The organism is Streptomyces pactum, from assembly GCF_016031615.1.
Classification (GTDB): domain Bacteria; phylum Actinomycetota; class Actinomycetes; order Streptomycetales; family Streptomycetaceae; genus Streptomyces; species Streptomyces pactus.
Map to the genome: position 1 here is coordinate 1,858,858 of NZ_JACYXC010000001.1, position 13,322 is coordinate 1,872,179.

At 75.7% G+C, this 13,322-nt stretch carries 10 protein-coding genes and 1 pseudogene; 5 read left to right on the forward strand and 6 right to left on the reverse strand.

All coding sequences use genetic code 11. The features are described from left to right. Window positions 1-27 precede the first annotated feature (27 nt). The 4 genes and pseudogenes from IHE55_RS07320 to IHE55_RS30850 all read left to right on the forward strand — a co-directional run. A complete protein-coding gene (locus tag IHE55_RS07320; protein ID WP_197988285.1) occupies window positions 28-2,250 on the forward strand; it encodes an FAD/NAD(P)-binding protein in 2,223 nt (740 codons plus the stop codon). A gap of 143 nt (window positions 2,251-2,393) precedes the next feature. Continuing rightward, window positions 2,394-2,882 (forward strand): DoxX family protein, encoded by a 489-nt coding sequence (locus tag IHE55_RS07325; RefSeq protein ID WP_197988286.1) that lies wholly within the window; start codon window positions 2,394-2,396, stop codon window positions 2,880-2,882. A gap of 342 nt (window positions 2,883-3,224) precedes the next feature. Continuing rightward, window positions 3,225-3,899: a DedA family protein gene (locus IHE55_RS07330; protein ID WP_197988287.1), complete on the forward strand. Its 675-nt coding sequence runs from the start codon at window positions 3,225-3,227 to the stop codon at window positions 3,897-3,899. 666 nt (window positions 3,900-4,565) lie between these two features. Then, window positions 4,566-4,883: pseudogene (locus IHE55_RS30850) on the forward strand (lytic transglycosylase domain-containing protein); the annotation flags it as partial. Between the two features lie 688 nt (window positions 4,884-5,571). On the opposite strand, the gene IHE55_RS07340 reads toward IHE55_RS30850, so the two are convergent. From IHE55_RS07340 to IHE55_RS07365, 6 genes are all read right to left on the reverse strand, one after another. Next, entirely contained in the window at window positions 5,572-6,450 is an 879-nt protein-coding gene (locus IHE55_RS07340; RefSeq protein WP_197988288.1) for an alpha/beta fold hydrolase, read from the reverse strand. A gap of 191 nt (window positions 6,451-6,641) precedes the next feature. Further along, on the reverse strand, window positions 6,642-6,845 hold the full coding sequence (locus IHE55_RS07345; protein ID WP_232265486.1) for a hypothetical protein: 204 nt from the start codon (window positions 6,843-6,845) through the stop codon (window positions 6,642-6,644). A gap of 513 nt (window positions 6,846-7,358) precedes the next feature. Continuing rightward, the gene (locus IHE55_RS07350) at window positions 7,359-8,426 is read right to left on the reverse strand and encodes a lactonase family protein (protein WP_307826548.1); all 1,068 of its coding nucleotides are present in this window, start codon (window positions 8,424-8,426) and stop codon (window positions 7,359-7,361) included. Window positions 8,427-9,093: 667 nt separating this feature from the next. Further along, complete coding sequence (locus IHE55_RS07355) at window positions 9,094-10,158, reverse strand: phosphatidylinositol-specific phospholipase C domain-containing protein (RefSeq protein WP_307826549.1); 1,065 nt, start codon at window positions 10,156-10,158, stop codon at window positions 9,094-9,096. A 766-nt stretch (window positions 10,159-10,924) separates the two neighbouring features. Beyond that, the gene (locus IHE55_RS07360; RefSeq protein WP_197988290.1) at window positions 10,925-11,542 is read right to left on the reverse strand and encodes a dihydrofolate reductase family protein; all 618 of its coding nucleotides are present in this window, start codon (window positions 11,540-11,542) and stop codon (window positions 10,925-10,927) included. 302 nt (window positions 11,543-11,844) lie between these two features. Then, window positions 11,845-12,453, reverse strand: a complete 609-nt coding sequence (locus IHE55_RS07365) for a TetR/AcrR family transcriptional regulator (protein WP_197988291.1) — start codon at window positions 12,451-12,453, stop codon at window positions 11,845-11,847. 174 nt (window positions 12,454-12,627) lie between these two features. On the opposite strand from IHE55_RS07365, the gene wrbA reads away from it, so the two are divergent. Beyond that, window positions 12,628-13,230, forward strand: coding sequence for an NAD(P)H:quinone oxidoreductase (wrbA, locus tag IHE55_RS07370; RefSeq protein WP_197988292.1), 603 nt, complete (start codon window positions 12,628-12,630; stop codon window positions 13,228-13,230). Window positions 13,231-13,322: the final 92 nt, after the last annotated feature.

Genomic DNA, 13,322 nt, shown 5'->3' on the forward strand with positions numbered 1-13,322 from the left:
CGCAGCTGTACCCCGGGAGACCCCATCGTGGCCGGAGAGCACCACGCCGTAGCCGTCGTCGGATCAGGCCCCCGAGGCACCAGCGTGCTGGAGCGGTTGTGCGCTTCGGCCCCCGAGCTGGCGCCCGGCGCACGACTGACCGTGCACATGATCGACCCCGCGCCGCCCGGCGCGGGCCGGGTGTGGCGGACCGCCCAGCCGCCCGAGTTGCTGATGAACACCGTCGCCTCCCAGGTGACGCTCTTCACCGACGAGAGTGTGACCTGTGCGGGCCCGGTACGCCCGGGGCCGAGCCTGTACGAGTGGGCGGTGGCCCGGGGTGAGCCGCTGGGCCCGGACGACTACCCGCCCCGCGCGCTGTACGGCCGCTATCTGGAGTGGTTCTTCGACCAGGTGGTACGCGGCGCCCCGGACGGGGTGACGGTCCGGGTTCACCGGGCGCGGGCGGTCCGGCTGACCGAGGCCGCCGACGGGACCCAGCAGCTCGCGCTGGACGACGGGCGGCGGTTGGCCGGGCTGACCGCGGTGGTGCTCGCCCAGGGTCATCTGCCGGTGCGGCCGGACCCGGAGGAGGAACGGTTCGCCTCGTACGCGGACCGGTACGGCCTGCGCTACCACCGGCCGGTCAACCCGGCGGACCTGGACCTGTCGGACATCGCGCCGGGCGAGCCGGTGCTGCTGCGCGGACTCGGCCTCAACTTCTTCGACCACCTGGCGCTGCTGACCGCCGGCCGGGGCGGGGTGTTCGCCCCCGACGGGCGCGGCGGTCTGGTGTACCGGCCGTCCGGGCGCGAACCCCGGGTCTACGCCGGATCGCGGCGCGGGGTGCCGTACCACTCGCGGGGTGACAACGCGAAGGGGGCGTACGGGCGTCACGCGCCGCTGCTGCTGACGCCCGAGGTGATCGAGCTGTTCCGCAAGCGCGTGGAGGCCGGGGACCCGCCGGACTTCCTGACCGAGGTGTGGCCGCTGATCGCCAAGGAGGCCGAGACGGTCTACTACGAGGCGCTGCTGGCCCACCGGGCGCAGCGCCCGCCGGCGGCCGGGCCGGCCACCGACCCGGACCCGTCGGCCACCGGTCCGCGACGGACGGCCGACGCCCCGCACCGGCCCGGCACCGTCCCGCACCCGCAGGCCGCCGCCCCGCACCCGACGGCCGCGGACCCGCACCGGCCCACCGCCGACCCGGGCCGGCCGGTCGGCGGCCCGCCCGCCGGGCCCCCCGGGCCCGCCGGCGACGGATTCCGGCCACGGTTCCTCGCCGCCGCGCACCACAGTCCGGAGGAGGCGGCGGTGCTGGACGCCTTCCGGATTCCGGCCGCGGAACGGTGGTGCTGGGAGACGGCGGCCCGTCCCTACCGCGGACGCGAGTTCGCCGGGCGGGCGGATTTCCGTCACTGGCTGTTGTCGTACCTGCGGCAGGACGTCGCCCACGCCCGGCAGGGCAATGTCGCCGGGCCGGTGAAGGCCGCGCTGGACGTACTCCGCGACCTCCGCAACGAGCTGCGGCAGATCGTGGACCACGGAGGGCTGCCGGGCGCCTCCCGCCGCGCCCATCTGGACCGCTGGTACACCCCGCTCAACGCCTTCCTGTCCATCGGCCCGCCGCGCCGCCGGACCGAGGAGCTGGTGGCGCTGATCGAGGCGGGGGTGGTGGAGGTGCTGGGCCCCGGCCTGGTGGTGGAACCGGGAGCCCCCGAGCCCGGGATCCCGGAGCCGGTGAGCGGCCCGCCCGGGACGGAGCCCGGCACCCCCGAACCCGGCACCCCGGAGGCAGCGCCCCGCGCCCCGGGGACGGCGCCCGGGACCCCAAACCGGCCGGGCCCGGGATTCCTCGCCCGTTCCACGACCGTGCCCGGCCCGGCCGTACGGGTCTCCACCCTGATCGAGGCACGGCTTCCGGAGCCGGACCTGCGGCGCACCGCCGACCCGCTCCTGGCGGACCTGCTGCGTACCGGCGGGTGCCGACCGCACCGGGTGGACGGTTACCGCACCGGCGGGCTGGACGTCACCCCGGCGCCGTACCGGCTGATCGACGCGGCGGGCCGCCCGCATCCGCGCCGGTTCGCCGTCGGCGTGCCCACCGAAGGGGTGCACTGGGTGACGGCGGCCGGGGCCCGGCCCGGAGTGAACTCGGTGACGCTCTGCGACACCGACGCGGTGGCGCGCGCAGCACTCCGGACACCCGCCGGAGGGGCATCCGGACACTGTTGGCAGGAGCATGCCTTCACCGGTACCGCGCACGCGTGAGAGTGGCCTTCAGGGGCCGTTGGCAAGGCCGTCCGCTTCTTAAGAATGGCATAAACTTGAACTTGCAACAAAAGCTCAGGCGAACCTAACCTGGCGCTCTCGTCGTTTCTCGTCCCCGAAACCGAAACGAGGGTTCCGTCCCCATGCCATCCCCCAACTCCAGCACCCTTGAGGCGCGCCTGGACACGTTCCGGCCCTACGTCGTCTCCCTGTTCCGCATCGTGGTGGGCCTGCTGTTCTTCTGCCACGGGGCGTCGTCCCTGTTCGGCTGGTTCGGCGGCCTGATGGGCACCGGCACCACCGTGGACACCGGCTCCTGGCCCGGCTGGTACGCCGCGGTGATCCAGCTGATCGGCGGCGGCCTGGTGCTCCTGGGCGTGGGCACCCGCAGTGCCGCGTTCATCTGCTCCGGCTCGATGGCCTACGCGTACTTCGTCGAGCACCAGCCGGAGAAGCTGTGGCCCATCCAGAACGGCGGCGAGGCGTCCGCGATGTTCTGCTGGGCGTTCCTGCTGCTGGTCTTCACCGGCCCCGGCCCCTGGGCCCTGGACCGGTTCTTCGGGGCGCGCGCCGACGCCGCCGGCGTCACTTCCCCGGCGCGCACGCCCGTCGGCCGGACCACCTCGGTCTGACCCGCACGGCCGGGCGTCCGGCAGCCGCCGGCCCGCCGGGCCAGCCGCCCGAGACCCGGGCAGCGGCACCGGAGAGCCGGGCAGCCGTACCGGAGGACCGGTGCGGCGCCCGCCGCGGGCGGCCCCGGGCCGCACGACCGGACACCGCGTCATGCGGGGCCTCAGCGCCCCGCATGACGCGTTTCCGGGCTCGGGGGCGCGAATGTGACGTGAATGGAACTGCGCCCGCGCCCCCTGATCGATATCCTCGACATACACAGGCGTACGCTGTACGGCTGTAGAGGCCGCTCCTGCCGCTCCCTTGCGACATCGCGGCACGGGGGAACGGGACCGGGAGTAGCGTTGTTGGAACATGTGGGGTCACTGATCAACACCCCATGGATCTATGCCCTGATCGGGCTTTCCGTCCTTCTTGACGTATTTCTGCCCGTATTGCCCAGCGGTGTCCTGGTCATCACCGCTGCCACCGCCGCCGCCGGAACCACCGCCGACGTGGTGGGTGCCGCCCGCGCCCAGGCCGGGAGCGTCTTCCCGGAGATGCTGGGGCTGGTGCTCTGCGCGGCCACCGCGTCGGTGCTGGGCGACATGGTCGCCTACCGGCTCGCCTTCCGGGGCAGCGACCGTCTGGACCGCGCCATCTCACGCTCCCGCCGACTCACCGCGGCACAGGAGAAATTGGGCACCGCGCTGGTCAAGGGCGGCGGACCGCTGGTGGTCGTGGCCCGGTTCGCGCCGGCCGGCCGCTCGGTGGTCAGCCTCAGCGCGGGCGCCGCGCACCGCCGCGTCGCCGAGTTCCTGCCCTGGTCCGCGGTGGCGGGTCTGGTCTGGGCCGCGTACAGCGTGACCCTGGGGTACTTCGGCGGGCAGTGGCTCGGCGCCACCTGGCTCGGCACCGCCGTTTCACTGCTCCCGCTCTTCGCCGCGGGCGCCCTCGCGGTGTACGTGGTGAAGCGCCCGGGCGCGCAGGAGCCCGCGCAGCCCGCGGCCCAGCCCGGCGTACCGCAGACCACCGCCTGATCGCTCTCTCGATCGACGCTGATCAACGCCCGATCAGCGCTGACAACGCACGATCGACGCTGATCACCACCTGATCGCCCCGCCTGGCCGCGGCGCCCGGCTCCGGGCCTCCCCGACGGGAGGCCCGGGCACGCATTCAGGCCGTCCGACGGCCGGTTCGGGGGCCGTAGGGGCGGGACCGTTCCTTACGGCCCCGCCCCTACGGCCGCCCCCACGGGCCCCGCTCTCACGGGCCTCCAGGACCGCTACCCGGCCCCGGGCACGCCGGCGCGCACGCCCTTCCCTGCGCACCTCCAAGGCGCGACACCCGCAATCCGACGCGCCCCCAATCCGACGCCCACCGGGCCGAGAAGCCCCGTCCGGGGAGCCTGCGGCCCGAGGTGTCCGGGCGCCGGGACGGACGGGGGTCGACCGGGGCGGACCGGCGCCGACCGGGCGGACCGGCGCCGACCGGGCGGGCCGGGGCGCATCGGGACGGACCGGGGCCACGTCAACGCACCGGCGAGCGGGCCGGTGAGCGGATTTCAGTCCGGTCCGACTATGCGGTTACCGTCCCCCCATGCGGATCTCCCCTCTCCTGGCCCCGGCATGGTGAGCCGGCGCGCCGGCGGTGCGGTCGCCGGAACTCTGCTGCTGGCCGGTGGCGCCGTCCTCGTCACCACCCTGATGTCCGACGACGGGCCGCCGACCGTTCCCGACGAGTACCGCCCGGTCATCGAGGCGGCCGCCGGAACCTGCCGGCAGCTCAGTGTGCCGCTGCTCGCCGCGCAGATCGACGCCGAGAGCGGCTGGGACACCGACGCGGACTCCGGACACGCCCAGGGCATCTCGCAGTTCGCGCCGGTGACCTGGAAGGAGTGGGGCCGCGACGGGAACGGCGACGGCAAGGCCGATGTGTGGGACCCGCAGGACGCCATCCCGTCCCAGGCCCGGTACATGTGCCATCTGTACGACATGGTCCGCGAGGTGCCCGGCGACCCCACCGAACTGGCCCTCGCCGCGTACAACGCCGGGCCCAGCGCCGTCCGCCGGGCCGGCGGGATCCCCGACATCCGGGAGACCCGGGGCTATGTGCACCGGATCATCAACGACCTGCTCCCGGGCTACCGCGAGAGCGAGGCCGAGCGGGCCTCCGCCACCCCCCGCCACGCCCTCCGCCCCGTCACCTCGGCCCGGCGCCGCTTCCTCGACGGCTCCCGGCACCGCCTCCCCCGCGGCGACACCCTCCGCCACCCCGGCCGCCGGCGCGGAGGGGACGGACACGACGGGCGGCGAAGTGCCGGGGAGCACCGGGTAGCGGCGGAGGCGGGCAACGGCCCACGAGAGCGGGAGCGGGGCAACAGCCGCGCGAAGCAGAGCGGGCCGGGCGGGACGAGGTCCGCGACGGCGGGACACCGCACGGGAGCGGCCCGGGACAGCGCACGGGAGCGGCCCGGGACGACGACCGCGCGAGCAGGGCGGGACAGCGGCTCGGAGGCAGCGCGGGGCGACGGCCACGCGAACGGCGGCGGCACAACGGCCATGCGAACGGGGACCGGGGAAACGGCCGCCAGAGCGGAACGGCGCGCAGCGGTCACGCGAACGGGGACCGGGACAACGGCCGAGCGAATGGGGCCGGGGGAACGGCCGGGCCGCCGGCGCCCGGTGGATGCCGGCGGCCCGGACCGCCCGCTCAGGGCCCCATGGCCTCCGCGGTCCGGAAGACGTCCTGGGCGTCCGTCAGGCCCCCGGCGCCCGCCGCGGCGCCCGCGGCCGCGTCACCGTCCGCGGCGAGGAAGCCCTCCACGGCCCGGACGAGTGCCAGCGGGCTCTCGTCCGCCGGGAAGTGCCCCGCGCCGGCCAGCTCCACCAGGTCCACGTCGGTGTACCAGCGCAGCCAGGTGTCCCGCATCACCTCGGCGGTCAGCGCCGGGTCGTACGCGCCCACCACCAGCCGGACGGGTACGGTGCACCCCACCACCTCGGCGTGGAAGTCCTCCTTCGCCCAGGAGTCCAGCCAGGCGCGGAACGCCACCCGGTCGCTCTGCCGCTGGGACTGCCACACCATCAGGTCCAGCCAGGCGGCCGGATGGCGGTTGCCGGTGGTGAAGTCGATGATCGTCCGGCGGTTCTCCGGATGCTGCGCGGCGCCCGCGAACAACTCCCACTGGGCCCCCGCCAGGGGCGCCCCGTTCGCCGGTACGGGGGCCACCCCGACCAGCCGCCGGACCCGTTCCGGGGCGGCGGCCACCACCCGCTGGACGACCGAGGCGCCCATCGCGTGGCCGAGCAGGGAGAAGCGGTCCCAGCCCAGGTGGTCGGCGAGGGCGAGCAGATCGCGCGCGGCCTCCGCGGTGGTGAACTCGCCCGGCACGTCGCGGGCTTCGCCGTAACCGCGCAGGTCCGGCAGGGCGTAGGTGAAGGCGCGCCGGTCGAAGTGCGGCAGGACCGCCGCGTACGCCGCCCGGTCGGAGAGCCAGCCGTGGACGGCGATCACCCGGTGCGGGCCGTCGCCGACCAGCGTGTGCGGTGGAACGAAGGATGGTTCAGGGGGTGGCACAAGGGGTCCCATGGCGCCTCCGGTCCCAGTCGGGTACGGGCGCGCACCATGCGCCCGCGCGCACCACGGTGTCGCCAACCGGCCGGTACGGCAAGGCCGGTGCGCATATGCGCCATCCGCTCCGGTCCGCACGCCCCTGCGCCGCAGCAGGGGGCGTGAAATCAGCGCGGGGGCGCACGTCCGGCCGCCGGCGTATGGCGTGATTACGCCGCGGTGCCGATGCGACTACGGACGGCTCCCAGGTAGACCCCGAGCAGCCGCCGGTACTCGACCCGCTCGTCGGGCAGCAACGGCCTCGTCGTACGAGCCCGCAGGAAGTCACGGATCGCCTCGTTGGCACGGACCGCCGCGTCGGCGTCATCCGCGTCGGCACGCGCGGGATCGGGGGTCAGAGGTAACGGGGACATATGACAAGGCTACGTGTCGGCTCTGACAGCGAAAGACCGCAGGCGCTCGATCCAGACGTAATACCCGCCACATCACAGGCCGAAAGTGGTCGGAGATGAGCTTTTCCCGGTCGGCCGTGGGCTTGGCCCGCCACGTCCCACCCATCCCCGGACGCCTCCGCCGTCGCGACCGCCGCTCCCCGTACCGCCGACGGCCCACGGCCCCGGCCCCGGCCGGTGCCGCCGGCGGTCCGGTATCCGCCAGCGGGCACCGGGCCGTTCCGCGGCGGATGCCGCCGCGGAACCGCCGCACGGCCGGACCCGTCGCGCCCCCGCGTCACCGGCCGCACGCCGGCGTACGCCCCGTCCCGGCCCCTCCCGGCCCCGACCCGGTCTCACCCCGCGCCGTGTATGGCCCGGTTCGGCGGCCGGGAGCGCGGCCTCAGGGCCGGACCCGGCCGGCCGGACCGAACCGGCGCCGGACCCCCCGGGCCGGACCCGCACCGAGCGGGCACGGCCCCGGCCCGGGCGCGGTCAGGTGGTCCGGTCCCGCTCCGTGCCGTGTCCGCCGGGTGCGGCCACCGGCAGCACACAGACCGGGGAGGGAGTGGAGAAAGGTTTCCCCAGGGGGGTGAGCTTCCCGGTGCGCCGGTCCACCCGGAACACCCCGACGGCGCCGGAGTTCTGATTGCCGGTGAACAGCAGCTCGCCGGACGGGGCCAGGGAGAGGTGCCGGGGGAAGGCGCCGCCGCTGGGCACCGTGTCCAGCAGCCGCAGTCCCGCTCCCCCGTCGGTCACCGCGAACCGCGCCACGCTGTCGTGGCCCCGGTTGGACACGTACACGAACCGCCCGTCGGCGGAGACCACCACCCCGGCCGGGTAGTTCCGTCCGCCGGGGTCGGTGCCGGGCGGCAGGGTGGGCTGCGTGCCGCGCGTCACGAGTCGCCCCTGGTGGGGGTCGTACTCCGCCACGGTGATCGTGCTGTCCAGCTCGCCCACCACGTAGGCGAACCGCCCCTCGGGGTGGAACGCCAGGTGGCGCGGCCCGGAACCGGCCGCCATCCGGGTCTCCGAGACCTTCGTCAGCCGGCCGTGGGCGGTGTCCAGGCGGTAGGTGTACACCGTGTCCGTGCCGAGGTCCACGGCGAGCACGAAGCGGCCCCGGGGGTCCGGCACCACCTGGTGCGCGTGCGGACCCCGCTGGCGCTCCGGGTCGGGGCCGGAGCCGGTGTGCCGGACCAGGTCGGTCCGCTCGCCCAGGGCTCCGTCCGCGCCGATGGGGTGCACCGCCACGCTGCCGTCACCGTAGTTCGCGGTCAGCAGGTGGTGGCCGCCCGGATGCACCGCCAGATGGGTGGGGTGTTCGCCACCGGTGGGACGGACCGTGCCGAGCGGGGAGAGCCCCCCGTCCCGCCCGACCGCCAGCGCCCGCACCGTGCCCTCGGCCGTCTCGTCCACGGCGTACAGTGCCCGGCCGGAGGGCGCGAGGGCGAGGTACGAGGGATCGGCGACCCCGTCGAAGGTCCCGGTGACGGTGATCGCGCCGGTACGCGCGTCGAACTTGCCGATGGTGATGCCCGCACCGAACGAACCGATGTACACCGACCGCACTCCTGTCTGCCGTGTCCGCTCCCGCCGACCGGGACCGTCCGCCACCACCCGCCCGGAGTCACGGCCGGCGGGGTTCCCGCCCCCGGCGCCGGGCGGCGGTCCGCCCGTCTCCCGCGCCGCCGCCCCGGCGACCGCCGCGGCTCCGGCCACCACACCCCCGGCCCCGAGCGCGCCGAGGACCAGGCGCCGGCTCGGCCCATCACCGTTTCGTGGCATGTCCCACTCCCGTCAGGTAACGACCTCCAGAGTGCCGGTCCAGACCAATTACGGCAACGTCGAACCGCATCCCGTTTCACGGGCCCGTGCGCCGTCCGCCGGGTGGTCCACCGGCCGACCGGACGGTGTGCCGCTACCCGGACGGTGGGTCGTCACCCGGACGGCCGGCCGGGGCCGGGACGGCCGGTCGGCGCCCGGACGGCCCGCCGTGGCCCGGCGGCGGCCCGTCGCCCGGCCCGGCGGTCGGCGGTGGGCCGGCCGGTGCCGGGGTGGGCCGGGCACCGTGGCCGTGTGCCCGTCGCCCCGAACATGGCCTGCGGGCACGGCCTGCCGGGGCGGACGGCCCCGGCGGACGGCCCCGGCGGACGGCCCCGGCGGACGGCCCCGGCGGACGGCCCGCGGCGGACGGCCCGCGGCGGCCGCGGCGCCGCCTCGGTGCTGGTCAGCCGCGCGGCAGGACCGTGGCGAGCACCGACGGCAGCGGATGCCAGTCGGCGGTGGTGATGCTCGCGTGCCGGCCGGCCAGCAGCTCGACCCGGGCCCGCGCCTCGGCCTCTCCGGGGCTGGTGCCGTCGATCGCCGGCGGCACCAGGTGGGCGTCGGTCATGACGAGCAGGTAGTGGCGCCGGTCGTACCAGGCGGTGTCGATGCCGCCCTGCACGTACGCCGTCGCGTCACCGTCGAAGACCACGAACCACGGCCTGAGCGCGGGGTCGGCGTACCGGGTGGTCCGGGGGTCGCCGGCCTCCGCCTTGTGCACGGCCGGGAAGGCGGTCGCCTCGCGCAGCCGCCCGGACGCGGCGAGGTCGCGCAGCCGCCCGGCGTACTCCCGGTCCGTCCACAGCGAGTCGAACGGGTTGGCCTCCTCCACCGTGCCGGGGATCAGCTCCAGGACGAACCTGCCGGCGAGCGCGTCCCGGCCCGGCCAGCCGTCGGCCCGGACCGCTTCGTCCGGCGTCGCGTGGCCGCCCATCAGGTCGGCGGGCCGGAAGACCGCGTCCCCGAGCGCCCGGTCCACCAGGGCGTCGAACTCGTCCGGGCCGCGACCGCCCCGGTCGTTGAACCCGTCCTTCATCTCGATCTTGATCATGACGGGGCGGTGTCCCGGGTTGGCCTCGTGCCAGGCCCGGATGTCGGCGAGGCAGCCGGCCAGGCTCTGGTTCCGCGGCTTGGTGCGCAGCTCGGCGGGGGAGGCGGCGTTCTCACAGTTGTTGGCGTTGCCCAGCGGGTTGCTGTGCGAGACCCGCCACCCGCCGCCCAGCGAGTTGGTCCACACGTCGATCTCCAGCAGTCCGGCACCGGAGTCGAGCGCGTCCGCGAAGTACCGGTAGGCGCTCTGCTCGTAGGCGTTGTGGACCCCGACCGCGGTGGTGTCCGAGTACGCCGCGGTGGTGTCCGCGGCGGCCGCGGCGGTCTCCGGGTGGGCCGCGGTGCGGTCACCGTCCCGGGCCTGGGCGGCTCCCGGTACGGCGGCCAGGAGGGCCACCGCGGCGGCGAGGGCGAGCACCGGCCGGCCCGCCGCCGCCCGGCCGGACCGTCCGGCCCTTCCCGGCCGGCGCAACGGGCCGGGGCGGCGGGACGGGCCGGGGCCACCGGCCGGACCGGAGGGACCCGGGCGGCTGGTGGGGCCGGTGGGGCCGGAGAGGCCAGTGGGGGGCGGAGAGGCCGGGGTGGTCACCGGCCGGGCCGGGGACAACCGGCGTCGGCTCGGGGCCGCCCGGGGTGCCGGTGCGTTCCGCGGGGGGTGGCCGTGGGTATCCGTCGCCGCCGTGAGTGCCAGGGCATCCGTCGCCGCCTTGAAGTGAGTGAGGGTCAGGTCGGCAACAGCGTAGGTGGGTTGTGACAGGGGCGCACCGGCCCCGGGGACGCGCCGGGCCGGTCGTCCGCGCCGCGCTGCCGGTGCCCGATGCCGGGACTGGGGTCTGGGGGTGGGCGGCGGCGCCCGGCAGCCGGCGCCGGTGACCAGACCCCGCGGTCACCGGGCGCCATTCGGGAGCACCGCCGCTCGGCCGGCGCCGCTCGGGTGCCGCCCGGCCGGCCCGGGTACGGGTACGTCACCCGTCGCCGGCGCCGCCCGGCCCGCCCCACCGCCCCCGGGCGTTCCCCGCCGACCCCTGGCTGTTCCCCCGCCGCCCCCGGGCGCGGCCCCTCCCGAGCGGCGGCCCCATCCCCCCGCCGGCCCCGGCTCCGGGCGCGGCAGCCGTCGCCGGCCCTGGAGCGGTCCCGCCCGGGCCCCCCGCGCCTCCGCCTGCGCCCGTTCCCGTTCCGGCCGGTCAGTCGTCCAGGGCGAAGGACCCGAACGTCGGCCGTCCGGCGAGCCGGTACCGTTGCACCGCCACCCCCTTCCCGGTGGCCTCGTGACCCACCAGTTCGAACGCCGTCGGTACCGCGTCCTCGTCGAAGAGCCGCTTCCCCGTCCCGAGCACCACCGGGTAGACCATCAGCAGCATCTCGTCGATGAGGTCGTGCGCCAGCAGGGAGCGGGCCAGTTCTCCGCTGCCGTGGATCTGCAGTTCGCCGCCGACCTCGCCCTTGAGCTTCCGGACCGCGTGCGCCGCGTCCGTGACCAGGGTGGAGTTGTGCCACCCGGCCTCGGCGAGGGTGGTGGAGGCGACGTACTTCGGCAGGTTGTTGAGACGGGAGGCGATCGGGTCGGCGGGGTCGGTGACCCGGGGCCAGTAGGCGGCGAAGATCTCGTACGTACGGCGGCCCAGCAGGAAGCCGGTGACCCGGTCGAACCGCTCCTCCACGATCCGCTCCATGTCCGGGTCGGCGTACGGGACCACCCAGCCGCCGCACTCGAATCCCCCGCTGGTGTCCTCGTCCGGGGCGCCGGGCCCCTGCATGACGCCGTCCAGCGTGAGGAAGGTGGTCAGGGTCACTTTCGCCATGGTGTGCTCCGCTCCTGTGGGTCTCCGGCCCTCCAGGTAACTCGCCGCACGCCGCCCGGTGGATCCCATCGCTCCGGGACACGGCGTCATTGGGCCGACGGGGGGTCACCCGCCCGCGTCCCGGGACCGTGGCGTCACACCCGCCACCCGGCACCCGTGCCGCGGGCGGACGGGCCGGACGGCCCGCGGCACCGGGCCGGCCGGGAGCAGCCCCCACGCCGCGCCGGAGGCGGACGGGCCGGGGGCGGCCCGACCGGTGGCCCGCCCGGAGGTGGCCGGGCCGGGCGTTTGCGGACCGGCGCTCAGCCGGTGACCGGGACGTGCAGGCTGAGCAGCGCGTCGACGGAGGACTTGAGCTGTTCCGGGGTCAGGCCCCGGTCCCCCATGAGGTGGTCGAAGAGGCTAGGCACGAAGGGTGCGAGGAGCAGGTGTGCCAGGGCCCCCGCGTCGGTGTCCGGCCGCAGCCGACGCAGCAGCATCGCCACATGGGCGTGCATGGTGAGGTACGCCCCGTTGTGGTAGCGGGCGCCCGGCGACGCGGCCTCGGCGACCTGCATGATCCGGTGCTGCTCGACCACCCGGTCCACCAGGGCGTGCAGAAAGGCACGGAGCCGGTCGGCGGGCGGCGCGTCCGGTCCGAGCGGCGGCGGGCCGGACATGAACGCCTGCTGGAACGCCTGCTCACTGTGGTCGAGCAGGGCGTACAGCAGCCGGCTCACATCACCGAAGCGGCGGTAGACGGTGCCCACGCCCATGCCCGCCGCGTGCGCGACGGCGTTCATGGTGACGGCTCCGGCCCCTTCTTCGGCGACCAGCCGGGCGGTGGCGTCGAGGATCTTCCGCCGGTTGCGGGCGGCGTCCGCGCGTTCCGGCGGCGCCTGGCCCGCGACGGGGAGTTCGATGCGGCTCATACCCCGAGATTACCGGATAGCTATCCGGTTCAACCCTGGCACCGCTTGCCAAGCGGACAGCTATCCGGTTTACTCATTCAACCACGGAAGCGGATAGCGATCCGTTTCACCGGTGGCCTCCCTCGTGGTGCGCCGCCGCCCACCCCCGCTCTTCTTCCCGGAAAGGGGCCCGCCATGAGCGCCAAGGTCGCGGTCATCTACTACTCCTCCACCGGCAACGTCCACCGGATCGCCCAGGCGGTCGCCGAGGGTGCCGAGAAGGCGGGGGCGGAGGTGCGCCTGCGCCGGGTGCCGGAGCTGGCCCCCGACGCCGCCATCGACGCCAATCCGGCGTGGCGGGCACACCTCGACGCCACCCGTGACGTGGAGGTCGCCACCCTGGACGACGTGTCCTGGGCCGACGCCTACGCCCTGGGCTCGCCCACCCGGTTCGGCAACATCTCCTCGCAGTTGAAGCAGTTCATCGACACCACCGGCGGCCTGTGGCAGCAGGGCGTCATGGCCGACAAGCCGGCCACCGGCTTCACCAGCGCCCACAACCCGCACGGGGGCAACGAGTCCACCCTGCTCGCGCTCTACAACACCTTCCACCACTGGGGCTCGCTGATCGTCGCCCCCGGCTTCACCGACCCCGCCGTCTACGGCGCGGGCGGCAACCCGTACGGCACCTCGCACGCCGGTGGCTCCGGCGTACCGGGGGACGCCACCCTCGCCGCGGCCCGCCACCAGGGCCGGCGCCTGGCCACCATCGCGGCCCGCCTCCGCGCCACCGCCTGACCCCCGCCACGCGGCCGCGCCCCCGGCCGGCCCGCGCCGGGCACCCCCGGCCGGCGCGAGGGGCGCGGCCCGCGCCCGGCGGCCGGCCCCAG

Excerpts from the sequence above, each read along its gene's own strand:
- IHE55_RS07365 (WP_197988291.1), bottom strand. The coding sequence starts at position 12,453 with ATGAGCCGCATCGAACTCCCCGTCGCGGGCCAGGCGCCGCCGGAACGC.
- IHE55_RS07345 (WP_232265486.1), bottom strand. The coding sequence starts at position 6,845 with ATGTCCCCGTTACCTCTGACCCCCGATCCCGCGCGTGCCGACGCGGAT.
- wrbA (WP_197988292.1), top strand. The coding sequence starts at position 12,628 with ATGAGCGCCAAGGTCGCGGTCATCTACTACTCCTCCACCGGCAACGTC.
- IHE55_RS07360 (WP_197988290.1), bottom strand. The coding sequence starts at position 11,542 with ATGGCGAAAGTGACCCTGACCACCTTCCTCACGCTGGACGGCGTCATG.
- IHE55_RS07340 (WP_197988288.1), bottom strand. The coding sequence starts at position 6,450 with ATGGGACCCCTTGTGCCACCCCCTGAACCATCCTTCGTTCCACCGCAC.
- IHE55_RS07325 (WP_197988286.1), top strand. The coding sequence starts at position 2,394 with ATGCCATCCCCCAACTCCAGCACCCTTGAGGCGCGCCTGGACACGTTC.